The following is a 23,261-nucleotide window of genomic DNA, read 5'->3' on the forward strand; positions in this document are numbered from 1 at the left end:
AGCTGCCTGGTGTTCCCACATCAGTGGGCACGATGCCGTCCGCGGTGCGCCCGGCGCTTCGGAGGTGGCGGCGGCGTAAAGAAGGGATTCTCGGAGCACATCGCACCCCGGCCCGACGCCGACGCCTGGCACTGCGGGATCGAGGTGAAGCTGCAATCGATGTAGCTTCCGCCGTACTTGCCCTGAAAGACGTGCATGCATACCGGATAGTTCGGATCGTAGGCCTGCCCGGCGGCAGGTCCGGCCAGGGCGACCGCAGCTGCGGCGATCGCGAACAGTTTCAGGCGCATCGGTGTCCCCCTTGTCGCTAGGAAGGTTTCCCCACGACCGCCGGAGTTAGTCAACTGCGCCAGCGACGCGACGGCGCGCTAGTTGACAGGCTGACGCGGTCGCTGACCCCGCTCCCTGGTCGGCTTTTTTGGACCATTGTAGAAGGGATTGACCGAGCATGTCGCCGATCGTCCCGAGGCCGTTGCCTGGCATTGCGGAAGCGACGTGAAGCTACAATCGATGTACTCGGGCGTCAGCCTGCCGCCATAGACTCCCATGCAGACCGGATAATTCGGATCGTACATTTGCGCGGCGGCGGGCCCGGCGATGCCGACGCCGATGGCGGCGATGATGATGAATTTCAAGCGCATCGAATTCTCCTCAAGCTCGCTCCGGAACGCCGGGCGCGCGGCTATCGCTGCTCGCCGGCCGGCTTGCCGTCGTCCTCACCAAGACAACGGATCATGAAGGCCGTGGTGTCCCGCGGAAGAACCTGCGCGGCCCGCGCCTTGAGGCGGCATTCGAGCTGTGCGATCTGGCGTGCCAGTTGCCGTTCCGACGGCAGCGTCGATTGCCGCAGCCGGCGCAAGGTGATCGGCGAGCCATCCGACTCGAAGCTCAGCTCGTACCGCTTGCCGTTCTGGTCGGTGGCGGCGCAGGTGATGGTCGACACCTGCCGCGTGATGAAGCTTCCGACCTGGCGGCAGGAGCCTGTCGACATCTCGACCAGCGGCACCGGCAGACCATCGACACGCGGACGGTCGCTCGACTTCAGCAACATGCGGTCGACCGCGAGCTCGAACAGATTGTCCTGGGTGCGCTCGGTGCTCTCGCCGGAGAACGAGACGATATGGCTCTTGTCGGCGGGATCGTCGAGCACGACGGTGAATTCGGAACGGCCGCGCAGGGTGTGGAAGTAGGCCACCGCCTTGCAGGTATAGCTGCGGCCGGCGACCGTGACATTGCGGCAGGTACCTGACATCAACGCATACAGGTCGACGTCGTAGACCGGGCCGGCGGCAACGGCGAGCGCAGGCCAGCACACGATAGCAATCGCAATCAATTGAGCGAAACGGTAGATCATGCTGGAACGATCGAGAACACGGTCGATGGAGAGGTCCATGGCGCAAGGTCGCCGATTTCCACGGACTGTGCAACGATGAAGCAGGCCGAAATGTGGACGTCCCGCAAACGACCGGGGAATGCAGGCGAGCCGTGCTGAAAGGCCGCGCCGCTGGTGCCGTGCGTCAGATTTGCGGGCCGGACAGGGTGACCTCGCGCTCGGCGCGGAAGACGTTGCTGTAGAGGTTCGCGATCCACTGACGGCCGCTTGCCGTCATGTTCAGGCAGTTGATGGCGCCCTGGATGTGCGGCGCGACCATATTCCAGTAGAATTGCGGATAGCGGTCGACGATATCGGCCGGCGATTCATAGCCGAGCTGGCGGTTGATGCCGACTTCCTCGAACTCGTGATAGAGCGCGTTGGCTTTCCTGATGTAGTTGGGATCGCCGAGCTGTCCGATGAAATCGGCGGCCCGGACGATCGCCGCCTCGTCGTCATATTGCAGGCCTTCGGGTGCCGGAAACCGCGTGCCTTCGATGTTGCGCGCGACACGTTCGCGATCGAGCGGGAGGACGGCCTCGAGCCTGTCGAGCACATAGAGCTTCGAGCGGTCGACGTGATACGGCATCAGGCCGGCATCCGACGAGCCGCGCGGCAGCACGACCTTCTTGCCGGAGGCATCGATTACATAACCATCCGGTCCGTCGCCCTTCAGCAGGCCGCGCACATAGCCGATGTCGTGCGTCAGGCAGGCGATGATCGTGTGGGTGTAATCCTCCGCGGTGACATGGGTGTGCAACGCGCGACCGCGGATGATGTCGTGCCCGGCCAGCGTGACCAGCATGGTGTGCTCGACATTGTGGTAGAGCGCATCGCTGTTGCCGATGCATTCAAGCGCAATGCGGGCTGCGGCCGGCAGGAGTTCGCCGAAGCGCGCCTGCGAGGCCCCAAAGGTGCGGCTAACGTGCGTGGAGAGAAACTTCTCCAAAGCACCTGCCGCCAACTCAGGTAACGTCATCATCGATGCAGCCCCGACCGCGCAACGTTCCTCGCTCGCCCCGATCTCACGTCGTAGTTGGGCAGAACTATAGCGCATCTGCGGGCGTGCGGCTACGCGCCGGCGAGCGCGTCATTCGTTCCGCCGTACTTTCCCGGTCTTGCCGGCTGCGGCACCAAAACCGCTGATAATGGCATGAACCGTGCATGATTCGGTTCAGCCGGGTTAATCTTACGGATAAAGACCATCATGCTTGTTACGCTCGTCGCCATCCTTTGCAATGCTCAGCTCTGCATGGAAAAGGTCGTCACCAATAGCGACCAATCCGGCATCACCATGGGCGCCTGCGCTGTGAGTGCCCAGATCGGCATCGCCGACTGGCTCGCCAAGGGGCCGTATCACGATTGGCGGTTGCAGAGCTATAAGTGCATCATGGGCAAATACGTACCCAAGAACGAAGTGTGATGTGTGCTCACAGCCCCCGAAGGGGCTGACCCGCTTCGCGCGCCCGACTGGAACAGCCTGCGAAACCGCGTGATGCAGGCGCGTGCACCTCGAGTCAAAGTCCATTTTATGGGCTATCACTGTCGTTCACGATGGTGAGACGTGAGGTCGCCCAGGAATGGCCCGAGAATGCCCGCAACGTCGCTGATTGCCTACGCGCATGTCGGCAAGAGTTTTGACAATGGTCGCGTGGTAGCGGTCGACGACGTCTCGCTTGACGTGGCCGAGGGTGAATTCCTGGCTGTTGTCGGCGGCTCGGGCTCCGGCAAGACGACGCTGCTCAGGCTGGCCAACCGCCTGATCGAGGCCGACCGCGGCCGGATCGCGGTCGAGGGCGAGGACGTCAGCCGCATCGACCCGATCCTGCTGCGGCGCCGCATCGGCTATGTCTTCCAGAGCGGCGGACTGTTTCCGCATCTCACCGTCGCCGGCAATGTCGGCATCACGCCAACGCTGCTCGGCTGGCCGCAGGCCGAGATCTCGGCGCGGGTCGATGAACTGCTCGACCTCGTGCGGCTCGACCGCGCGCAACATCGCGACCGCCTGCCGCACGAACTCTCCGGCGGCCAGCGCCAACGCGTCGGCGTCGCGCGTGCGCTGGCGGCGAAGCCGCGCATCGTGCTGATGGACGAGCCGTTCGGCGCGCTCGATCCGCTGACCCGCGACGCGCTCGGCGACGATTATCGCAGACTGCATCGCGAGCTCGCCCTGACCACGGTCATGATCACCCACGACATGACCGAGGCGCTGCTGCTGGCCGATCGTGTCGCGGTGATGCGTGGCGGCAAGCTGCTCGCTTTGGGCACGCCGGCGGAGCTCGCGGCCAACACCGACGCCTATGTCGGCGAACTCTTGCGTACGCCGCGTCGACAGGCGGAACGGCTGGGCGCGTTGCTGCCGCGGGACGGCACGGCATGAGCGATCCACGCTGGAGCGAGGCGCTTGCGCATCTGCCCGACTATCTCGGCAACCATGTCCGGGTCAGCGTCGCCGCGCTGGCGCTCGGACTTCTGATCAGCCTGCCGCTTGCGCTCATCGCGCGCAACCGGCCGGTGCTGCGCGGCACGTTGCTCGGGCTTGCCAGCATCGTGCAGACGGTGCCCGGGCTCGCTTTGCTCGCGCTGTTCTATCCGTTGTTGCTGGCGCTCACGGCGCTGACCGCGGCGTGGCTCGGCTTCAGCTTCTCCGCCTTCGGCTTCCTGCCGGCGGTGCTGGCGCTCGCGCTCTATTCGATGCTGCCGGTGTTGCGCAACACCATCACCGGCCTCTCCGGCGTCGATCCGGCGGTGCTGGAGGCTGCCCAAGGCGTCGGCATGACGCCGCGGCAATCGCTCACCATGGTCGAGCTTCCGCTGGCGCTGCCGGTGATGATGGCGGGGATCCGCACCGCCGCGGTGTGGGTGATCGGCACCGCGACGCTGTCGACGCCGATCGGCCAGACCAGCCTCGGCAACTACATCTTCGCGGGGCTGCAGACCCAGAACTGGGTGTTCGTGCTGTTCGGCTGCTTCGCCGCCGCCGTGCTCGCACTGGTCGTCGACCAATTGCTGGCGCTGATCGAGAATGGCCTGCGCAATCGCAGCCGCGTCCGGACCGCACTCGGCGGGCTCGGCATCGCCGCCCTGATCGCGGCGACGCTGGTGCCCGCGATCGCGCGGCCGCAGGCGCGCTACGTCGTCGGCGCCAAGACGTTCACCGAGCAATATGTGCTGTCGGCGCTGATGGCACAACGGCTGCAAGCGGCCGGGCTGCCGACGACGACCCGCGCCGGCCTCGGCTCCAACGTGATCTTTGATGCGCTCGCGGCCGGCGATATCGACGTCTATGTCGACTATTCCGGCACGCTGTGGGCGAACCAGTTCCACCACACCGACATCAGGCCCCGCGGCGAGCTGCTGGGCGAACTGAAGACGACGCTGGCCAGGCAAGACATCACGCTGTTCGGCGAGCTCGGCTTCGAGAACGCCTATGCGCTGGTGATGCCGAAGAAGCGCGCCGATCAGCTCGGCATCCATTCGATCGCCGACCTCGCGTCGCACGCCGCGACGATGTCGATCGCCGGCGACTATGAATTCTTCTCGCGGCCGGAATGGGCCGGCATCCAGAAGGCGTATGGGCTGACGTTCCGCGCCCAGCGTCAGATGCAGCCGGACTTCATGTATGCCGCGGTTGCCTCCGGCGAGGTCGACGTCATCGCGGGCTACACCAGCGACGGGCTGATCGCGAAATACGACCTGGTTGCGCTCGCGGACGACAGGCACGCGATCCCGCCCTATGACGCGATCGTGCTGCTGTCGCCAAAGCGGCGCGACGACGAGACTCTCAAAGGGGCGCTGCGGCCGCTGGTCGGCAAGATCGGCATCGCCGCGATGCGCGAGGCCAACCTGCGCGCGTCGGGCAACGACGCATCATCGTCGCCCGACGCCGTGGCGCGCTGGTTGTGGGAGAAGATCGGGCCGAAATAACCCCATCGTCATTGCGAGGAGCTCGCGACAAAATTGCAAAGCAATTTTGCGCTGAAGCGACGAAGCAATCCATCGTCCCGCGCATGCCGATGGATGGATTGCTTCGCTCGCAATGACGGCGGGGGACGCATGTTGCGTCTCACAATCCCTTGATGATCCCTGCGTCGATCAGCAGGCGGTTGAAGCGGCGCGCCTCCGCGCCGTCCTTGCAGGAATAGAACGCGCCGTTGCAGCGAAGCATGATGGCCTTCTGCTCCTCGAACGATGGATCGAGCGGAATGCCCGCGGCTTCCTGAATCACCAGCGGCAGATAGGCGGCGTCGATCGTGTCCATCACGGCCTGGCTCTTCACCGGTTCGAAGTTGATGGCGTCGATCGCGTAATAGGTCGCGTAGTAGCGCGGATCATAATCCATCAGCTTCTTGCCGATGCCGGCCTCGTCGAGCCCGGGATCGAGCAGCTGCGGCGAGAACTCCGGCTGATGATCGCCGTAGCGCACGATCAAGAACGGCTGCGCCGGAAACTTCTTCTTCAATGCGGCAACAAAGCCGGCATAGTCGCTGGCGCTCATCGCCTGCCGGCGCAGATATTCGTCGACCGACGGCGAGTTGCCCGGCCGCTTCCATGCCGGCAGCAGCTCGGGACGGAATTTCCTCTCCCACGGGAAATGGTTGGCGGCGAGATAGACGAAGGTGAACAGCGGCGTGCTGAGCGTCTTCTGCTCGGCCATCAGCTTCAGCGCCTTGTCGTAGAAGAAGCTGTCGGGTTCGACGTCCTTCGCATGCAGGTCATGCGCGTCGTAGAATTGCTGGATGCCGGTCGTGGTCTGGAAGCTGCGCGCGCTCATGAAGGCGCCGAACGCCGGATAGAGCGATAGCGTGTCGTAGCCGCAGCGGTGCAGCGCCAGCGGCAGGCCGCGCTCGACCCGGCCCGATGCGATGCGGGTGACGAAATAGGCGAACCGGCCGAACGAGCGCGAGGACAATCCCGCCAGCACGTTGTACTCGGTGAACCAGCTCGGCCCGCCATTGCTCTCGGCGAGGAATTTGCGTTCGACACCGTCGTAGGATTTGAACTGGCCGCCATAGCCCGGCGGAACCTTGACGCCGGACGCGGCGCGGATGTCGAAGCTCGATTCATCATGGATCATGATGATGTTCGGCCGCCGACCGGCGGGGTGGCAGGCGTCGACCAGCGGCATCTTGAGCTGATCGCTCGCGCTCGGGTCCGACTCCATGAAGCCATAGGCGACAAAGTCCGACACCGCCGTCACGCCGGAGCGCGCGAATTTCGACAGATAGCCGTCGTCGTAATAGCCGCGCCAGGCTTCATCCGGCCAGGCGAAGGCGTAGCCCGAGAGCGCGGCGGTGCAGGCAAGGCAGGCGGCCGCGGCCGGCAGGCGGCGGATGCGGAACGGATCGAGCCACCACAGCGCATACATCAAGGGCAGCGTGACGAGGCCGGCGCCGATGATCGACCAGCGCAGGTTCGGAAAGATCGTGAGCAGGAACGCCGCGGTGTCGCGATCGATCACCATCAGGTCGACGAAGTTCGCGGTCATCTGCACCACGTCGTGCTTGAACCGCGACAGCAGCACCAGCACCACGACCAGCGTCAGCGACAGCGCGCCTGACAGCGCCGGCCTGCGCAGCAGCGCGATGAACAGGAAGTTGAGGATTCCCCAGGCCAGCAGGAAGCAGAGCCGCGAGCCGAAATCGGTCTCGGTCCGCAGCATCAGGATCAGCGTGCCGAGATGCGGGGTGGCGACCGCCATCAACCGCCAGACGCCGATCGCGGCGAGACCGCCGGCCAGCGCGGCGACGGAAGAGTTTTGCTGAGGCGCGGGCGCCATGGGTGGGACGCAATACAACCCGGCGCAATGCCACGGCCTTGACTGGCAAAGGCCAGGAGGCACACGGCACAGCCGGAGTCTGCGCCGTGTCATAAAAACGTAATTGAATCGTCATGAACGCGCAATGAATTTGCCCGGCCGGCACGGCGAGCCTCAGACCTTCGCCGCAGGCCTTGCAATGCCGGCGATGAAGAGGTCGACGATGTCAGCGGCCATCTGCTCGGCCTCCGCTTCGCCAACGCCCCAACGCGGCAAATGGCCGTCGATATGCATCCGCGCAAAACCGTAGACCAGGGCGCGGCCGGCGATCTGGACCTGCTTCTGATCACGCGCCGCAAGCTGACCGGCCGAAAACGCCTCCGCCAGCGTGCGCTCGGTGAGGCCGATCAACTCCGCATTGTCGCTGGAAACGCCAGCCGAGCGGTCGTGGTCGAAGAAGCGGCGGCTGGAGATGACCTCGAAATGGGTCGGGTTCCTCATCGCCCAGCGCAGATAGGCGATCCCAAGGCAGCGGAAGCGGCCGAGCGGATTGCCTGACGGTGCATCGGCCAGCGCTGTCTCGATCTCGGCGCGGAAGCGGCGCTGCGCCTCCTCCGCCACCGCATTCATCAGGGCATCCCGGCTCGGGAAATGCCGGAACGGCGCACCCGGCGAAACCCCGGCGCGGCGGGCGGCCTCGCGAACGCTGACCGCCTCCGGCCCGCCCTCGCCGACCAGCTGCATGGCCGCATCGATCAGTACGCGGCGGAGATCGCCATGATGATAGGGCTTGGCCGCCGGCGCCCGCGCCCCGACGGCCGGACGCGGCTTGGCGGGCCGGCGTCCGATCGGCGGGTTTTTGGCGGGGCGGCGCATGGCGCATCTCTAGCATCACCCGCTTGTGAATGTAAGCGGCGATTACACGGATTGACCGCGCTCCATCGCGAAATGTAACTGGCGATTACATCAACGGTAGGAGGCGGGATATGGCGACGCGTCGAAACTGGTTGGAGGGCTGGCGGCTGTTCGGCCTGCTCACACTGACCCTGATCGGGCTTTCGATCTGGATCGCCGCGATGCGGCAGTTCGAGGTCGACGGCGTGCGGATGGTGATCCGCTTCACGGCGCGGACCTCGCTGCTGTTGTTCTGCCTCGCCTTCTCCGCGGCGGCGCTGGCACGGCTCTGGCCGAACGCCTGGACGCACTGGCAGCGCCGCGACCGCCGCTATCTGGGCGTCACCTTCGCCGCCTCGCACGCCATCCACGCGGTCGCGATCACCGCGTTCGCAATGCTCGATCCGGCCGGCTTCGCCGCCGCAACCTCTATCTTTTCCTATATCTTCGGCGGTATCGGCTATCTCGCCATCATCGCGCTGACCGCGACCTCGTTCGATCGCACGGCTGCGCTGCTGGGCCCGCGCGCCTGGCGCAGGCTGCATCTGATCGGCGGCTACTATCTGCTGCTGCAGTTCACGGTCTCGTTCGGCAAGCGGATTCCCGAGATGCCGCCCCACGCGCTGTTCCTCGTGCCGCTCGCCACGGTGTTTGCGCTCAGGATGATCAGCATGGCCGCGCGGCCTGCGCCGCGTCAGGCACAGGCGAGCTGAGGCGCGACCGGGTCAGATCGGATCACACCAGGTGAAACTGGCGGCCGAGCCGGCGATGCACCGATAGCACCGCGCGGTCGACGTCGCTGATCAGGCTGTCGCCGAGCACGACGTTCGGAATCTCCCAGTTGCGCCCGACCTGCCCATCGGGCAGCGCGGCAACCGCCGGCACGCGGGCGGTCTCGCAGCCGGGCTGGGCGCGCAGCGCCTCCTCCGCAAGCTGGGTCAGTTCGTTCTGGCTCTTTCCGTCAGTCATGACCAAGTCCTGGCACCGGAAGATGGCTCACTGATGGCCGAGATTCTCCAGTTCCTTGGCACGGATTTCGGTCATGCTGCGCATGCATTCGCCGGCGTCGAGGCGGGCGATGGTGCCCTCGCCGAGGTCGTAGTACAGGCAATTCGCGTCACGGTACTGGATCCATAACCGTTGCGCGGTGCGCAGCTGTTCGCGCTGCTTGTCGCCGGCGGCATCCTTCAGCGCCTGCTGATAGGCGACATTCATCCGCTTGTCCCATTGCGCGGTCTTGGCCTTGAGGCACTCGACCATCTGGTAGGTATTGCCGTCGCAGGACTGTTCGGGATCGCCCTGATCGCCGGCCCAGGCCGACGAGGTGGCGATGATGAAAATGGCCGCAACCAAGGACCCGAGCCTGAACACGCCTGTCGTGAGAGCCGATTTCATGCCGCCTTCCCTTTCCGATGGACCCCGTAAGGCCATACGTTAGTGCGGCCGTAGCCCATCCCGTTCATATCGGTCGCACCGCGGCTGGCCTTCCCGATCCCTGCAGGATATTTCAGGGGCATGGAGGTATTCATGCGGCGGACCGTGACGCCCGCAGTCGTTTTGGCCGTGTTCGGCTTGCTCGTCGGCGGGCTGTTCCGCTACGCCTTCGACGAGTCCGACGAGGCCTCGGTCGCGAACTATCTGCGCAGCGCACTCGAGGGTGCCGCCATCAGCCTGATCGTCTGGGCGACGCATCTCTATCTGGTCGCACGCGGCGGCTGGCTGCGGCGGCAGCCGCTGATCGTCGAGCTCGTCGCGCGCTCCGTCATCCTGGCCGTCGTCGTCGCAATCTCGGCTGTTGTGCTGGAGATCGTTCTGTACGGGCATGGGCTCGAGGCGAAGTGGGTTCGCGACACCTTCCTGAAGATCATCGGCGTCGGCCTCCTGATGTCAGTCCCGATCACGATGATCTATGAGCTGGTCCGGATGATTGGTGGACGGACGCTGCTCAGCGTCGTGCTCGGACGCTATCGCCGCCCGGGGCGCGAGGAGCGCGTGCTGCTGTTCCTCGACCTGGTCGGCTCGACGTCGCTGGCGGAGGCGATGGGCGAGGTGCGCGTGCAGGAGCTCTTGACGCGCTTCTTCTTCGACATCGACGAGCCGATCGTGGCGCATGGGCGGCGAGGTTCATGCCTATGTCGGCGACGAGGTCATCGTGACCTGGCCAGCCGACACGGGCCAGCCGTCGCAGCGCTATCTCGACTGTGTGTTCGCGATCGAGGACCGCCTCGCCAAGCGGGCCGACCATTATCGCAAGGAGTTCGGCGTGGTGCCGGCGTTCCGCGCCGGGATGCATGCCGGCCCGGTCGTCATCGGCGAATGCGGCGACTCGCGGCGGCAGATCGCCTATTTCGGCGATACCGTGAACGTCACGGCGCGGCTGCAGGCGCATTGCAAGGAGGCCGGCCGGCCGCTGCTGATATCGGGCGAACTGCTTCGCCTGCTGCCCTCGGACCCGGATTTTGCCATCGAGCCGCTCGGCTCGACGCAGCTGCGCGGGCGCGCCGCCTCGATCGACATCTTCGCCGTCACGCGGCACGCATCGTCCTAAACAATCTCTTAAGACGCACGGCCATTGTAGCGAAAGCACCAATTGAGCCCTGTCCGGTCGCGGCCCGTTAAGGATGCGATGCACCCGTATTTGCACCGGGTTCCTCCTTAACGCAGGTGTAAGACCGCGCCCTGCATGGTGCACGGATAGGTGTCATTCAACAAAAACAAGGTTGCCCATCGATGGCGCAACAGGCGTCACAATCGATTATTGCCGAACTCGAGGATGCGGTCCGGGACGGGACGTCCGCCAAGCGCGTGCAGACGCTGCGGCAGGTCACCGATCTGTTCCTGAACGACGGCGACCGTCTCAACGATGAACAGGTCAAGGTGTTCGACGACGTGCTTTGCCTGCTCGTCGCGCGCGTCGAGACGCGTGCGCGAGCGGAGCTCAGCAAGCGGCTCGCGCCGCTCGACTACGCGCCGTTTGAGGTGATTCAGCACCTCGCCTGGGACGACGACATCAGCGTCGCCGGCGACGTGCTGACCCACTCCAGCCGCCTCTCGAACGACGCGCTGCGCGAGATCGCCGCCAGCAAGGGCCAGGACCATCTGTTCGCAATCTCGGCGCGGGAAAACCTGCCGGCGTCCGTTACCGACGTGATCATCGACCGCGGCGAGGACAAGGTGATCCGGCGTCTTGCCAAGAACGCCGGCGCGCAGTTCTCCGACAACGGCTATTCCTCGATCGTCGCCCGCGCCGAAGGCGACGACGAGCTGGTCGAGATTCTCGGGCTGCGCATCGATATTCCGGCCAAGCTGCTGCGCGACCTGTTGCAGCGCGCCAAGGATACAGTGCGCGCCCGCCTGCTCGCGATCGCATCGCCCAGGGCCCGCGAGGAGATCAGCCAGGTGCTGAACGACATCGCGCAGGAAGAGGCCGCGGCTCCCCGCCGCAACTACGGCATCGCCGAAGAGCTGGTCAAGCTGATGAAGCAACTGAACGAGCTCGATGATGCGGCGGTCTACAAATTCGCCGAAGACGGCAAATTCGACGAGGTCACGGTCGCGCTCGCCGTGCTCAACGACATGCCGATCGCGATGATCGAGCGCCTGATGCTCGGGCTGCGCTCCGACCTGCTCCTGATCCCGTGCCGCTCGGCTCGGCTCAACTGGCCGACGGTCGAAACCATCCTGCGCAAGCGGCCGCTGCCGCATGCGCTCGACCATGCGACCCTCGAGGTCGCGCACCGCGACTACCGGCGGCTGTCGCTGGAAACCGCTCAGCGCACCGTGCGGTTCTGGCAGCTGCACAACAGGATCGAGAAGCAGTCGACCGCGGCCGGCTAGCCCGGCGACGTCTTCGTGACAAAGAAAAAGGGTGGGCAACGCGCCCACCCTTTTTTGATTCGATGCGTAGGGTGGGTTAGCCGAAGGCGTAACCCACCAATTCGTTCCGCGGAGACGCGGTGGGTTACGCTTCGCTAACCCACCCTACACCTACGCGTCGAGCTTAGTTCTTGCTCTTGTCGACCAGCGCGCCCTTCTTGATCCAGGGCATCATGTCGCGCAGCTTGGCGCCGACTTCCTCGATCGGATGCTGGGCGAGCTTGGCACGGGTCGCCTTGAACGAGGTCTGGTTGACCTTGTTCTCCAGCATCCAGTCGCGGGCGAACTTGCCGCCCTGGATGTCGGCGAGCACGCGCTTCATCTCCGCCTTGGTCTCGGCCGTGACGATGCGCGGACCGGTGACATACTCGCCGTATTCGGCGGTATTGGAGATCGAGTAGTTCATGTTGGCGATGCCGCCTTCATAGATCAGGTCGACGATCAGCTTCACTTCGTGCAGGCACTCGAAATAGGCCATCTCGGGCGCGTAGCCCGCTTCGACCAGCGTCTCGTAGCCGCCCTTGATCAGCTCGACCAGGCCGCCGCAGAGCACCACCTGCTCGCCGAACAGGTCGGTCTCGCACTCTTCCTTGAAGGTGGTCTCGATGATGCCGGCGCGGCCGCCGCCGATCGCCGAAGCGTAGCTGAGGCCGAGGTCATGGGCGTTGCCCGACGAATCCTTGGCGATCGCAATCAGGCAGGGCACGCCGCCGCCGCGCTGATACTCCGAACGCACGGTGTGTGGCCGGGGCCCTTCGGCGCGATCATCAGCACGTCGAGGTCGGCACGCGGATCGAGCAGGTTGAAGTGCACATTGAGGCCGTGGGCGAACACGAGCGCCGCGCCCTTCTTCATGTTGTCGTGCAGGTGCTCGCGATAGATGTCGCCCTGCAGTTCGTCCGGGGTCAGCATCATGACGAGGTCGGCCCACTTGGCGGCCTCGGCGACTTCCATCACCTTGAAGCCGGCGTTCTCGGCCTTCTTGGCCGAGGCCGAACCCTTGCGCAGCGCGATCGCCACTTCCTTGACGCCGGAATCCTTCAGGTTCAGCGCGTGGGCGTGGCCCTGGCTGCCGTAGCCGACGATGGCGACCTTCTTGCCCTTGATCAGGTTCAGGTCGGCATCGCGATCGTAGTAAACTCGCATCGTGTTTTCCTCGTTTGAAGGGGGCCAAAATCGGCCGATGAGTCAGGCTTTCGGAAGGTCAGAACCGCCGGGCGCCCGCGAATTTCCGGCGTTGTCTAGAGCATTTTTCCCCTCAGGGGAAACCCCCATCTCGCATGGCGCGGTGCGGCATCATGCGTCCATGAAGACCGGGTAGAGCGAGGCCAGCAGCAGGATGGCCATGACTACGTTGAAGGCACGGATCGCCCGGGGCGAGGTCAGGACCGGCCGCAGGGCGGTGCCGAACAGCGCCCAGACGATGCAGGACACCGTCCCCAGGGCCAGGCTCAGGCCGACCTGGATCGCGATGTTCCAGGGGAAGGCGGCAATCGCCGCGTAGGCCGTGATGGTGCCGATCACCATCACCCAGCCCTTGGCATTGATCCACTGGAACATGGCCGCACCCCAGAAGGTCATCGGGCCGCGGCCGGGCCCGTCGTCCTTGTCCGCCGAGGGCGGCTCGGCCATGGCGATGACGGCGGCGAGATAGACCAGATAGGCGACGCCGCCATATTTGAGGATCGTCTGCAGCACCGGATAGGCGATGAAGACGGCCCCGAGCCCGACGCCGACCGCGCCGACCATGAAGGCGAAGCCGACCGTGATGCCGGCGATGTGGGGCACCGTGCGGCGGAAGCCGTAGGTCAGCCCCGAGGACAGCAGCATGATGTTGTTGGGGCCCGGCGTGAAGAACATCACGACGGCAAACACGACAAAGGCAAACAGCAGCGAATTCAACATAGTGCCCTCACGCGACTTTCGGCAGAGCCTTTGGCCGCTTCGACAGCAGCATCACGGCGATGCCGGCGATGACCGTGAGCATGCCGGCGAGCCGTAGCGGCCCGAACCTCTCGCCGAACACGATGCTGGAGGCGGCGGAGCCGACGAACGGCACCAGCAGCGCGAACGGCACCACCTGCGCCGCCGGATAATCCCTCAGCAACCGGCCCCACAGCCAATAGGCGATGCTGGTGGAAACGGTGCCGACGAACAGCATGGAAACAATGCCGGCCGGCGACAGATGCGACAGCGCCTGCCACATCGGCTTCGCACCCAGCGTCAGCAGCGACAGGCCGAACAACGGGATCGCGGCACACAGGCACAGCCATGCGAACAGGTCGAACATGCGTGCGCCTTGCGCCGGCCGCAGCAGCAGGTTTCCGATTGCGAACGAGATCGGCGAGATCATCAGGATGGCAAAGGCGGCGACGCTGAAATCGTATCCGACGGTGCCGCAGATCATCAGCAGGCCGATCGCGGCGACGGCGATGCCCACGGTCTGCAGCCGCGACGGCATTTCGCCGAACAGCACCGCAGCAAAGCCGATGGTGAACAGCGCCTGGCTCTGCACGATCACGCTGGTGAGCCCGACCGGCATGCCGTGTGCGATGGCGATGGATTGCGCAAGGAACTGGCCGAGGAACAAGGTCAGGCTGATTCCGATCAACAGCGGCCACGAAACCTGGCCCGGCCTGGGCAGCAACAGGCACGGTACCGCCGCGATGCCGAAGCGCAGCGCCGTCATCAATTCGGGCGGCAGCTCATCGAGCGCGATCCGGCTCGCGACGAACGCAAGTCCCCAGATCACCGCGACCATGACGGCGATGCCAACATCGGCCGGCTTCATTGTTCTTCTTCTTTGGTTCGGTTTGGCTCTGTCGATGCGAGGATCTAGATCTGTTCGTCCGGCTTCGGTTTGCGCAGCAGATAGGTGCCGTGCAATGGCGCATGATAGTCGGCGGCGACCAGCGTGAAACCGGTCTCGGTCAGCATGCGCTCCATCACCCAGCCGAAGGTCGAGTACTCGTCGCGCATATGGGTCATGACGCTCTCGCGCTCGAAATCGTGGTTCTTGATCGAGAAATCCGCCCAGCCCTCGACATCGCGATCGACCCCGTCGGGCATGCTGACGAACACCATGTCGCGCAGATAGAAGTTCGCGCCGGGCTTCAGCGCGTTGAAGATCCGCGACAGCGCCACTGCCTTCCAGAAGTCCGGCAGGTGGTGCAGCGTGAACTCGCTGACGATGAGGTCGTAGGAATTCGGCTGATAGGCAAAGGACAACAGCCCCGGCCGGCTGGGTCCGGATCTTCGCCTTGCGGTCGCGCGCGTAGATTTCGGCAAGCCCGATCATCGCCGGCGAGATGTCGATGGCGTCGACCTCGGCGTCCATCAGCGCCGCCTCGGTCGCCAGCACGCCGTTACCGCAGCCGATATCGGCGATCCGCCACCCCGGCTTGACGCCGAGCATGGTCAGCGCCTGGCGGGCACGGACATCGCTGTCCTCGCTGACGTCATAGATCGAGGCAACCGCGGTATCGAGACCGACCTGCCGCCGTTGCGTGTAGTACCAGTCGCGCGCCAACATGATTCACATCCCTTCCGGCCCACGCGTGATCGCGGCCACCCCGGTTCGTGACACCTCGACCAGGCCCAGCGGGCGCATCAGGTCGATGAATTGACTGATCTTGGACGAATTGCCCGTGATCTCGAACACGAAGCTCTCGGTCGTGGCATCGATCACCCGGGCGCGGAACGCATCCGCCAGCCGCAGCGCCTCGACGCGGTGATCGCCACCGCCCCTCACCTTGACCATCGCAAGCTCGCGCTCGATCGAGCTGCCGGTCAGCGTCATGTCGACGACCCGATAGACCGGGATCATGCGGTCGAGCTGATGCTTGATCTGCTGGATCACCATCGGCGTGCCCGTGGTGACGATGGTGATCCGCGAGAGGTGTTTCTGGCTCTCGGTTTCCGAAACCGTAAGACTCTCGATGTTGTAGCCGCGGCCGGAGAACAGCCCGATCACGCGCGCGAGCACGCCGGGCTCGTTCTGCACGAGGACGGACAGCGTGTGCGTCTCGTTCGGATCGTGACGTTCTTCGAGAAAGTAGGCGGATGCGGGCTGGTTCATGGTCGTCCCCTTACATTCTTTTCACGCCACCACCCGCTGGGCGGCCGGCGCAGCATCCGTCCCGATCCAGGTCCGGAACAGATCGAAATCGATATTGCCGCCGCTCAGGATCAGGCCGACCCGCTTGCCGGCGAGCTTGCTCTTTTCCTGCAGCGCGGCTGCGAGCGCCGCGGCGCCTGCGCCCTCGGCGAGGTTGTGGGTGTCGTTCCAGTAGGCACGGATCGCCTGCCCGACCTCGTCGTCGGTGACCTGCACGATGCGCGAGGCGCCCTTGCGGATCAGGGCGAACGCGTCCGCGTCCGGAATCCGCGTCGCCATGCCGTCGGCAAGCGTGTTGCTGGTCTCGGTGGTCACGATCTTCCCGGCCGCGAACGACAGCGCATAGGACGGCGCCTCGGTCGACTGCACGCCGATGACCTCGGTCTTCAGGCCGAGCAGGTCGCGCGCCATGATGCAGCCGGAGATGCCGGAGCCCTGCCCGATCGGCACATAGAGAATGTCGAGATCGGGCGCCGCACGAAACAGCTCGAGCGCGTAGGTCGCAACACCCAGCACCAGGTCCGGGTGGAACGACGGCACCATGTGCAGCCCTGCGAACTGGGCACGGCGCTCGGCCTCTTCGCGCGCGGCCTGGAAGTCCTCGCCGTGCTCGACCAGCTCGGCGCCGAACGCATGCATGGCACGGTTCTTCTCGACCGAGTTGCCGCGCGGCACATAGATCACCGCCGGCACGCCGTGGCGGCTCGCGGCAAACGCCAGACTCTGGCCGTGATTGCCGCGCGTCGCCGAGATGATGCCGGGCACATCGGGCCGCTCGCGCTTCAACCGCTCGAGATAGACCAGGCCGCCGCGCACCTTGAAGGCGCCGATCGGCGTGTGGTTCTCATGCTTGACCACGACCTCGGTGCCGAGCCGTTCGGCCAGTAACGGCCAGGCATACGCCGGCGTCGCCGGCACCGCGGTGCCGACAATCCTGTGCGCGCGCTCGAGCTCTCCTAGATCGAACATGGCAGCCCCGCCAGCGGTCTGCTCCCTCGCCCCGCTTGCGGGGAGAGGGTTGGGGTGAGGGGGAGCCTCCGCAGTGGCGGTGAGAGTCGGACTCGCGGAGAGCCCCCCTCACCCGGATTGCGCTCACGCGCAATCCGACCTCGCCCCGCTTGCGGGGCGAGGTGAAGCTGGAGTGCTCGTCGCGTGTCGCGCATCATCACACCAGCGCCTTGCCGCCGGCGAAGGCCTTCGCGGTCGCCTCATCGGTCGCTTCTTCCGGCAGCAGCATCTCGTTGTGCGCCTTGCCCGACGGGATCATCGGGAAGCAGTTCTCCAGCGCCGCGACGCGGCAGTCGAACAGCACCGGGCGCCTGATCGAGATCATCTCCTTGATCGCGCCATCGAGGTCGGCTGGCTTGGTCGCCTGCAGGCCGACGCAGCCATAGGCTTCAGCGAGCTTGACGAAGTCCGGCAGCGCTTCGGAGTACGAATGCGACAGGCGGTTGCCGTGCAGCAGCTGCTGCCACTGCCGCACCATGCCCATGTACTGGTTGTTCAGGATGAAGATCTTGATCGGCAGCTCGAACTGAACCGCGGTCGACATCTCCTGGATCGTCATCTGCACCGAGGCGTCGCCGGCGATGTCGATCACCAGACTGTCCGGATGCGCCACCTGCACGCCGACCGCGGCCGGCAGGCCGTAGCCCATGGTGCCGAGACCGCCGGAGGTCATCCAGCGGTGCGGCTCCTCGAAGCCGAAGAACTGCGCGGCCCACATCTGGTGCTGACCGACTTCGGTCGTGATGTAGGTGTCCTTGCCGCGGGTCAGCTCGAACAGCCGCTGGATCGCGTATTGCGGCAGGATGATATCGTTGTTCTTGCGGTAGGACAGCGAGTTGCGCGCGCGCCATTGCGCGATCTGCTGCCACCACGCCTTGATGTCGGGCTTCTTCGCCTCTGCCTTGAACACCTGCAGCAGGTCGCCGAGCACGTTGCCGGCGTCGCCGATGATCGGCACGTCGACGCGGATGTTCTTGTTGATCGAGGACGGGTCGATATCGATGTGGATCTTCTTCGAGCCCGGCGAGAAAGCATCGACGCGGCCGGTGATGCGGTCGTCGAAGCGCGCGCCGACGCACAGCATGACGTCGCAATCATGCATGGTCATGTTGGCTTCGTAGGTGCCGTGCATGCCGAGCATGCCGAGCCAGTTCGGCCCCGACGCCGGATAGGCACCCAGTCCCATCAGGGTCGAGGTGATCGGGAAGCCGGTCGCCTCCACCAGCTGACGCAGCAGCTTGGAAGCCTCCGGACCCGAATTGATCACGCCGCCGCCGGAATAGATCACGGGACGCTTTGCATTGGCGAGCAGCGCCACCGCCTTGCGGATCTGGGTCGCATCGCCCTTCACGCGCGGCGTGTAGGAGATGTGAACGTCCGACTTGCGCGGCGGATGATAGGTGCCGGTCGCGAACTGCACGTCCTTCGGCACGTCGACCAGCACCGGACCGGGGCGGCCGGTGGTGGCGACATAGAAGGCCTCGTGCAGCACCCTGGCGAGGTCATTGACGTCGCGCACCAGCCAGTTGTGCTTGGTGGCGGGCCGCGTGATGCCGACGGTGTCGCATTCCTGGAAGGCGTCGTTGCCAATCAGGTGGGTCGGCACCTGGCCGGTGATGCAGACCAGCGGGATCGAATCCATCAGCGCGTCGGTCAGCGGCGTCACCATGTTGGTGGCGCCGGGACCCGATGTCACCAGCACCACGCCGGGCTTGCCGGTCGAGCGGGCATAGCCTTCGGCGGCATGGCCGGCGCCTTGCTCGTGGCGGACCAGGATATGCTCGACTTCGCTCTGCTGGAAAATCTCGTCGTAGATCGGAAGGACCGCACCGCCGGGATAGCCGAAGACATGCTGCACGCCGTGATCGATGAGCGCGCGCACGATCATCGCGGCGCCGGTCATCTGATTGGGATCGTGGCTCTTGTCGGTCATGGTTCGCTCCGGATGCGCTTGTTTTTGCGCGGCTTTTGTCAGTTCTCGTCAGTTCTGCTTCGGGCAATAAAAAGGGGCCCTAGAGGCCCCATGCACACCGCCCGAATTTGGATGGCCGCTAGCCATCCCCGGCGGTGTGCCTGGGTACGACGGCGATAAGCAGTTTGGTAATAATGTTGCGCACGAGACGACCCAGTCTTCCCAAAGGTTGCGCGAACATAGCGGCCAAAGCCCGAATGTCAAGGCAAGGCAGGCAGTTTCGCGATTTTTGAAGTGTAACGGGGTTCCAGCCGTTCGGCGAGTGTTTTTGCGCGGCGCAACGCGCATGGCAGACGGGCGCCCGGAGGCCGGAGTCCGAGAGGCCGTAGCCCGGATGGAGCGCAGCGTAATCCGGGACAGTCTGCCCGAATGGACCCCGGATTTCGCTGCGCTCCATCCGGGCTACGGGGCCTACGAGATCCGCCCCTCCAGCCAATCTCCCGCGGCCTCGGGCACCACCCATTCGAATTCCGGGAGCTGGTGACGAAACCAGGTGAACTGGCGCTTGGCGTAGTGGCGGGTGTCGGCCCGGCCGATCTCGGCGGCCTCCTCCCGGCTGATCTCCCCCTTGAGGTGCCGGATCAGCGCCGGGACGCCATGGGCCTTCATAGCCGGCAGCAGCGGATCAAGCACGCGCGCGGCCAGCGCCGCGACCTCGTCGAGCGCACCAGTATCGAGCATCGCGCCAAACCGCGCATCGATCCGCGCATAGAGCCGCTCGCGCTCCGGCGCGAGAAACAGCGCATGGAATTGCCCCGGCGGCAGCAGCGCCGGCAGGCCATCGCGATGCCAGTCCGGCAGCGGGCGGCCGGTGGCCTCGACGACCTCAAGCGCCCGCGCGATGCGGGTGCGGTCGCGCGGCTTCAGCCGTTCGGCCGATACCGGATCGCGCAGTGCAAGCTCGGCATGCAGCGCCTCGACGCCGTGCTGCTCCAGCCTTGCGCGCACGCCGTCGCGCACATGAGGGGGTATCGGTGGCACCGCCGACAGCCCGCGCGTCAGTGCCTTGAAATAGAGGCCCGAGCCACCGATGAAGATCGGCAGGCGCTTGTCCGCACGGGCCCCACCGAGCACCCTGGCCGCATCCGCCACCCAGGCGCCCGCGGAAAAATTCACGCCGGCATCGACATGGCCATAGAGCCTGTGTGGAACCTGTGCCTCCTCGGCGGCGGTCGGCCGCGCGGTGATGATCCGGAGGTCGCGATAGACCTGCATCGAGTCGGTGTTGATCACGACCCCGCCGGCGCGCTGGGCAAGCTCGAGCGCCAGCGCCGACTTGCCGCTGGCGGTCGGCCCTGCGATAAGCACCGCCTTGTCCAACAATCCTGAATGCGCCTGCATGTCCCTCGTTGCCACGCTGATCTGCAATCCTGCAAGCCCCGCGCTCGACTCCACCATCGTCGACGGTGCGCGGGCCGTGCTGCCCTCACCGGGCCCGGCGCAGTGGCTGTTCAACGAGGTCGCCGTCGACATTCCGTTCGAGCGTCAGGACGCCAGCAGGGACGACATCAAGGCCATCGAGGAGCGCCTGCGCCAGGCCCGCGGCGACCTGCCGATCGACATTGTCGTGCAGCCTCGGATCGGCCGGCGCAAGAAGCTTTTTCTGGCCGACATGGATTCGACCATGATCGGCCAGGAATGCATCGACGAGCTCGCCGATTTCGCCGGGCTGAAGGCCCATGTCGCAGCCATCACGGAGCGCGCGATGCGCGGCGAGATCGAGTTCGAGTCCGCGCTGCGCGAGCGCGTCGCGCTGCTCAAGGGCCTGCCGGTCGGGGTCGTCGACGAGGTGCTGGAGAAGCGCATCACGCCGACGCCGGGCGGCCGCGCGCTGGTCATGACGATGCGCGCGCACGGCGCCTATACTTGCCTGATCTCCGGCGGCTTCACCCTGTTCACCAAGGTGGTCGCGGAGAAGATCGGCTTCCAGGAGAACCGCGCCAACCAATTGCAGGTCGCGGACGGCAAGCTGACCGGCGAAGTGGTCGAGCCGATCGTCGGCCGCGCCACCAAGCTCGCCACCCTGGTCGAGCTGACCGAATCCTTCGACCTCGACGACATGGATACGCTGGTCGCGGGCGATGGCGCCAACGATCTCGGCATGATCCAGGCCGCAGGTCTCGGCGTCGCCTACCACGCCAAGCCGGCAGTCGCAGCCGCCGCGGCGGCGCGGATCGATCACGGCGACCTCACCGCGCTGCTCTATGCGCAGGGCTATCGCCGGGACGAATTCGCGGCGGAGTAGGCTCGCGAAGCTTGTCGTCCCCTGCCTACTTTTCTCAACAAGAGCGGCCGCGGCGTACTGGATCCCCCGCTTTCGCGGGGGATGACAGTGAGGGTGAGGCGTCAGCGCGCTTCTACTGCACGCCGAGCGCGACGAAGCGCAGTTCGCCGTCGCCGTTGGAGACCAGCAGCAGCACGGACTTCTTGCCGTCCTTCTTCAGCTGGTCGACGCGCTTCTTGATGTCAGCGGCGCTGGACACCGCCTCCTGCGCCACCTCGACGATGACGTCGCCGGCCGACAGCCGCTTCTCGGCAGCATCGGAGGCATTGTCGACACCGGTGACGACGACGCCCTTCACGCTGTCCTTGATCTTGTACTTGGTACGCAGATCCTTGCTCAGCGCCGCGAGATCGAGACCGAGCGCCTTCTGGGTCACCGGCTTCTCGGCGGTGTCGTCCTTGGGCTTGGCGTTGGCCTGCTGAACCTTGTCGTTGTCCTCGAGCCGGCCGAGCGTGACCTTGCGGGTCTCTTCATTGCCCTTGCGGATGACGACGACGTCGACTTCCTTGCCGACCGCGGTATCGGCGACGATGCGCGACAGATCCTTCGGGTCCTTGACGTCCTTGCCGTCGAACTTGACGACGACGTCGCCCGGCTCGATGCCGGCCGGCTTGGCCGGGCCCTTGTCGTCGACCCCGGCAACCAGCGCGCCGCGTGCCGGCTTGATGTTGAGGCTGTCGGCGATCTCGTCGGTGACCTGCTGGATGCGAACGCCGAGCCAGCCGCGGCGCAATTCGCCGAACTTCTGCAACTGGTCGACGACGCCGGCCACCGTCTTCGACGGCACGGCGAAACCGAGGCCGATCGAGCCCCCGGTCGGGGAGATGATCAGCGTGTTGACGCCGATCACCTCGCCATCGAGGTTGAACAGCGGACCGCCGGAATTGCCGCGGTTGATGGCGGCGTCGGTCTGGATGTAGCTGTCATACGGGCCCTGGCTGATGTCGCGGTTCTTGGCCGAGACGATGCCTGCGGTCACCGTGCCGCCGAGGCTGAACGGGTTGCCGATCGCGACCACCCAGTCGCCGAGGCGGATCTTGTCGCTGTCGCCGAACTTGACCGCGGTGAGCGGCTTCGGCGGCTTGAACTTCAGGACCGCGAGGTCGGTTTTCTTGTCGACGCCGACCAGCTCGGCCTTGATCTTGGTGCCGTCGTTGAGGATGACGTTGATCTCGTCGGCGTCGGCGATGACGTGGTTGTTGGTGACGACGATACCCGCGGTGTCGACGATGAAGCCCGAGCCGAGCGAGTTGGTCTTACGCGGCTGGAACTCGCCGCTCTTGTCGCCGCCCTTGCCAGGCGGGCCGCGGCGGTTCTTGAAGAAGTCGTCGAAGAATTCCTCGAACGGCGAGCCGGGCGGCAATTGCGGCATCGTCCGGTCCTTGGCCTCGATCGTCTGCGACGTCGAGATGTTGACGACGGCGTCGATCACCTTCTCGGCGATGTCGGCGATACCCTCGGGGCCGCGTGCGAACGCCGGCACAGAGCTCAGCATGCTCGCAGCACCGATCGAGATCGCAGCTCCCATCATGCGGAGGCGACGGCTCAGGGCTGGTCTGGCAGCGATCATGTCGGAGTTTCTCCAGGCAAACGGGTTCAAATTAGCTGGTCGCAGTATGCGCCCGTGGTCACAGAGTGCGCCCGAACGGGCATATGGCGCAAGCATCTCACCCGGGCATTTCGGCGAAAAACCGGCTGCGAGAGGCTCACGATTATGTTCATTCCGGCGCGATCTGCGCGGTGGAACAGGCAATGATCAGCGCCGCACCAGCCAGATCAGGATCAGTCCCGCAACCGCCGAGCCGATGCCGACGACGCGCAGGATGTTGTCGGGCGTGGCCAGCGCGCTCTTCATCGCCCGGCGCATCCAGGCGGGGCTTGCCGCAAACAGGATGCCTTCGAGCACGAACAGGATTCCCAACCCGATGAGGAAGTCGCCGAACGCTATGGACTTCATCGGATGGCAGCCTCCCGCTCGAT

At 65.3% G+C, this 23,261-nt stretch carries 24 protein-coding genes and 2 pseudogenes; 7 read left to right on the forward strand and 19 right to left on the reverse strand.

The window, feature by feature from the left end:
• Positions 1-20: 20 nt before the first annotated feature.
• The 4 genes from ACVWW1_RS16895 to ACVWW1_RS16910 all read right to left on the reverse strand — a co-directional run bounded on the left by ACVWW1_RS16895 (position 21) and on the right by ACVWW1_RS16910 (position 2,354).
• Positions 21-290: a DUF3551 domain-containing protein gene (locus ACVWW1_RS16895; protein ID WP_207831682.1), complete on the reverse strand. Its 270-nt coding sequence runs from the start codon at positions 288-290 to the stop codon at positions 21-23.
• Between the two features lie 78 nt (positions 291-368).
• Positions 369-641: a DUF3551 domain-containing protein gene (locus tag ACVWW1_RS16900; protein WP_456656745.1), complete on the reverse strand. Its 273-nt coding sequence runs from the start codon at positions 639-641 to the stop codon at positions 369-371.
• Between the two features lie 41 nt (positions 642-682).
• Positions 683-1,393 (reverse strand): hypothetical protein, encoded by a 711-nt coding sequence (locus tag ACVWW1_RS16905; RefSeq protein WP_456656746.1) that lies wholly within the window; start codon positions 1,391-1,393, stop codon positions 683-685.
• A 124-nt stretch (positions 1,394-1,517) separates the two neighbouring features.
• Complete coding sequence (locus ACVWW1_RS16910; RefSeq protein ID WP_176529900.1) at positions 1,518-2,354, reverse strand: metal-dependent phosphohydrolase; 837 nt, start codon at positions 2,352-2,354, stop codon at positions 1,518-1,520.
• 225 nt (positions 2,355-2,579) lie between these two features.
• On the opposite strand from ACVWW1_RS16910, the gene ACVWW1_RS16915 reads away from it, so the two are divergent.
• The 3 genes from ACVWW1_RS16915 to ACVWW1_RS16925 all read left to right on the forward strand — a co-directional run bounded on the left by ACVWW1_RS16915 (position 2,580) and on the right by ACVWW1_RS16925 (position 5,299).
• A complete protein-coding gene (locus ACVWW1_RS16915; protein WP_074131807.1) occupies positions 2,580-2,795 on the forward strand; it encodes a hypothetical protein in 216 nt (71 codons plus the stop codon).
• Positions 2,796-2,963: 168 nt separating this feature from the next.
• Positions 2,964-3,752 (forward strand): ATP-binding cassette domain-containing protein, encoded by a 789-nt coding sequence (locus tag ACVWW1_RS16920; RefSeq protein ID WP_456656747.1) that lies wholly within the window; start codon positions 2,964-2,966, stop codon positions 3,750-3,752.
• Positions 3,749-5,299, forward strand: a complete 1,551-nt coding sequence (locus tag ACVWW1_RS16925) for an ABC transporter permease/substrate-binding protein (protein ID WP_456656748.1) — start codon at positions 3,749-3,751, stop codon at positions 5,297-5,299. Before ACVWW1_RS16920 ends, ACVWW1_RS16925 begins: the two co-directional genes overlap by 4 nt.
• Positions 5,300-5,438: 139 nt before the next feature.
• Here ACVWW1_RS16925 and ACVWW1_RS16930 read toward each other — a convergent pair whose 3' ends face one another.
• Both ACVWW1_RS16930 and ACVWW1_RS16935 read right to left on the reverse strand, forming a co-directional pair.
• Positions 5,439-7,151 carry a sulfatase-like hydrolase/transferase gene (locus ACVWW1_RS16930; RefSeq protein WP_456656749.1) on the reverse strand — a complete coding sequence of 571 codons (1,713 nt, stop codon included), beginning with the start codon at positions 7,149-7,151 and terminating at the stop codon, positions 5,439-5,441.
• 153 nt (positions 7,152-7,304) lie between these two features.
• The gene (locus tag ACVWW1_RS16935) at positions 7,305-8,006 is read right to left on the reverse strand and encodes a TetR/AcrR family transcriptional regulator (protein ID WP_456656750.1); all 702 of its coding nucleotides are present in this window, start codon (positions 8,004-8,006) and stop codon (positions 7,305-7,307) included.
• Positions 8,007-8,116: 110 nt separating this feature from the next.
• On the opposite strand from ACVWW1_RS16935, the gene ACVWW1_RS16940 reads away from it, so the two are divergent.
• Positions 8,117-8,737 (forward strand): hypothetical protein, encoded by a 621-nt coding sequence (locus ACVWW1_RS16940; protein WP_456656751.1) that lies wholly within the window; start codon positions 8,117-8,119, stop codon positions 8,735-8,737.
• 22 nt (positions 8,738-8,759) lie between these two features.
• Here the strand turns inward: ACVWW1_RS16940 and ACVWW1_RS16945 are convergent, their stop codons facing one another.
• From ACVWW1_RS16945 to ACVWW1_RS16955, 3 genes are all read right to left on the reverse strand, one after another.
• Complete coding sequence (locus ACVWW1_RS16945; protein WP_092115842.1) at positions 8,760-8,993, reverse strand: hypothetical protein; 234 nt, start codon at positions 8,991-8,993, stop codon at positions 8,760-8,762.
• Between the two features lie 27 nt (positions 8,994-9,020).
• Positions 9,021-9,419: a lysozyme inhibitor LprI family protein gene (locus ACVWW1_RS16950; RefSeq protein ID WP_456656752.1), complete on the reverse strand. Its 399-nt coding sequence runs from the start codon at positions 9,417-9,419 to the stop codon at positions 9,021-9,023.
• Positions 9,420-9,911: 492 nt separating this feature from the next.
• The gene (locus tag ACVWW1_RS16955; protein ID WP_456656753.1) at positions 9,912-10,136 is read right to left on the reverse strand and encodes a hypothetical protein; all 225 of its coding nucleotides are present in this window, start codon (positions 10,134-10,136) and stop codon (positions 9,912-9,914) included.
• Between ACVWW1_RS16955 and ACVWW1_RS16960 the strand changes: the two genes are divergently transcribed.
• Together ACVWW1_RS16960 and ACVWW1_RS16965 are read left to right on the forward strand one after the other, a co-directional pair.
• Positions 10,135-10,572 carry an adenylate/guanylate cyclase domain-containing protein gene (locus ACVWW1_RS16960; protein ID WP_456656754.1) on the forward strand — a complete coding sequence of 146 codons (438 nt, stop codon included), beginning with the start codon at positions 10,135-10,137 and terminating at the stop codon, positions 10,570-10,572. The genes ACVWW1_RS16955 and ACVWW1_RS16960 overlap by 2 nt on opposite strands.
• Before the next feature lie 182 nt (positions 10,573-10,754).
• Entirely contained in the window at positions 10,755-11,861 is a 1,107-nt protein-coding gene (locus tag ACVWW1_RS16965; RefSeq protein ID WP_456656755.1) for a DUF2336 domain-containing protein, read from the forward strand.
• 163 nt (positions 11,862-12,024) lie between these two features.
• On the opposite strand, the pseudogene ilvC reads toward ACVWW1_RS16965, so the two are convergent.
• The 8 genes and pseudogenes from ilvC to miaA form a co-directional block, all read right to left on the reverse strand.
• Positions 12,025-13,046 (reverse strand): annotated as a pseudogene (gene ilvC / locus ACVWW1_RS16970) (ketol-acid reductoisomerase).
• 150 nt (positions 13,047-13,196) lie between these two features.
• Entirely contained in the window at positions 13,197-13,805 is a 609-nt protein-coding gene (locus ACVWW1_RS16975) for a LysE family translocator (RefSeq protein ID WP_456656756.1), read from the reverse strand.
• Between the two features lie 7 nt (positions 13,806-13,812).
• Positions 13,813-14,691 carry an EamA family transporter gene (locus ACVWW1_RS16980; RefSeq protein WP_456656757.1) on the reverse strand — a complete coding sequence of 293 codons (879 nt, stop codon included), beginning with the start codon at positions 14,689-14,691 and terminating at the stop codon, positions 13,813-13,815.
• A gap of 44 nt (positions 14,692-14,735) precedes the next feature.
• Positions 14,736-15,432: pseudogene (locus ACVWW1_RS16985) on the reverse strand (class I SAM-dependent methyltransferase).
• 3 nt (positions 15,433-15,435) lie between these two features.
• Positions 15,436-15,978: an acetolactate synthase small subunit gene (gene ilvN / locus ACVWW1_RS16990; RefSeq protein ID WP_016841057.1), complete on the reverse strand. Its 543-nt coding sequence runs from the start codon at positions 15,976-15,978 to the stop codon at positions 15,436-15,438.
• Between the two features lie 21 nt (positions 15,979-15,999).
• Entirely contained in the window at positions 16,000-16,986 is a 987-nt protein-coding gene (locus ACVWW1_RS16995; protein WP_456656758.1) for a threonine dehydratase, read from the reverse strand.
• 196 nt (positions 16,987-17,182) lie between these two features.
• Positions 17,183-18,958: an acetolactate synthase 3 large subunit gene (locus tag ACVWW1_RS17000; protein ID WP_176529888.1), complete on the reverse strand. Its 1,776-nt coding sequence runs from the start codon at positions 18,956-18,958 to the stop codon at positions 17,183-17,185.
• 450 nt (positions 18,959-19,408) lie between these two features.
• Positions 19,409-20,338 (reverse strand): tRNA (adenosine(37)-N6)-dimethylallyltransferase MiaA, encoded by a 930-nt coding sequence (gene miaA / locus ACVWW1_RS17005; protein ID WP_456660601.1) that lies wholly within the window; start codon positions 20,336-20,338, stop codon positions 19,409-19,411.
• Between miaA and serB the strand changes: the two genes are divergently transcribed.
• Positions 20,337-21,242, forward strand: coding sequence for a phosphoserine phosphatase SerB (gene serB / locus ACVWW1_RS17010; protein ID WP_456656759.1), 906 nt, complete (start codon positions 20,337-20,339; stop codon positions 21,240-21,242). The two genes, miaA and serB, sit on opposite strands and share 2 nt — an antisense overlap.
• A gap of 112 nt (positions 21,243-21,354) precedes the next feature.
• On the opposite strand, the gene ACVWW1_RS17015 is transcribed toward serB, so the two are convergent.
• Complete coding sequence (locus tag ACVWW1_RS17015) at positions 21,355-22,851, reverse strand: Do family serine endopeptidase (RefSeq protein ID WP_456656760.1); 1,497 nt, start codon at positions 22,849-22,851, stop codon at positions 21,355-21,357.
• A 186-nt stretch (positions 22,852-23,037) separates the two neighbouring features.
• Positions 23,038-23,238 (reverse strand): DUF2065 domain-containing protein, encoded by a 201-nt coding sequence (locus ACVWW1_RS17020; RefSeq protein WP_456656761.1) that lies wholly within the window; start codon positions 23,236-23,238, stop codon positions 23,038-23,040.
• Between the last annotated feature and the right edge of the window lie 23 nt (positions 23,239-23,261).

The sequence above is a fragment of the Bradyrhizobium sp. JR3.5 genome (assembly GCF_054057015.1).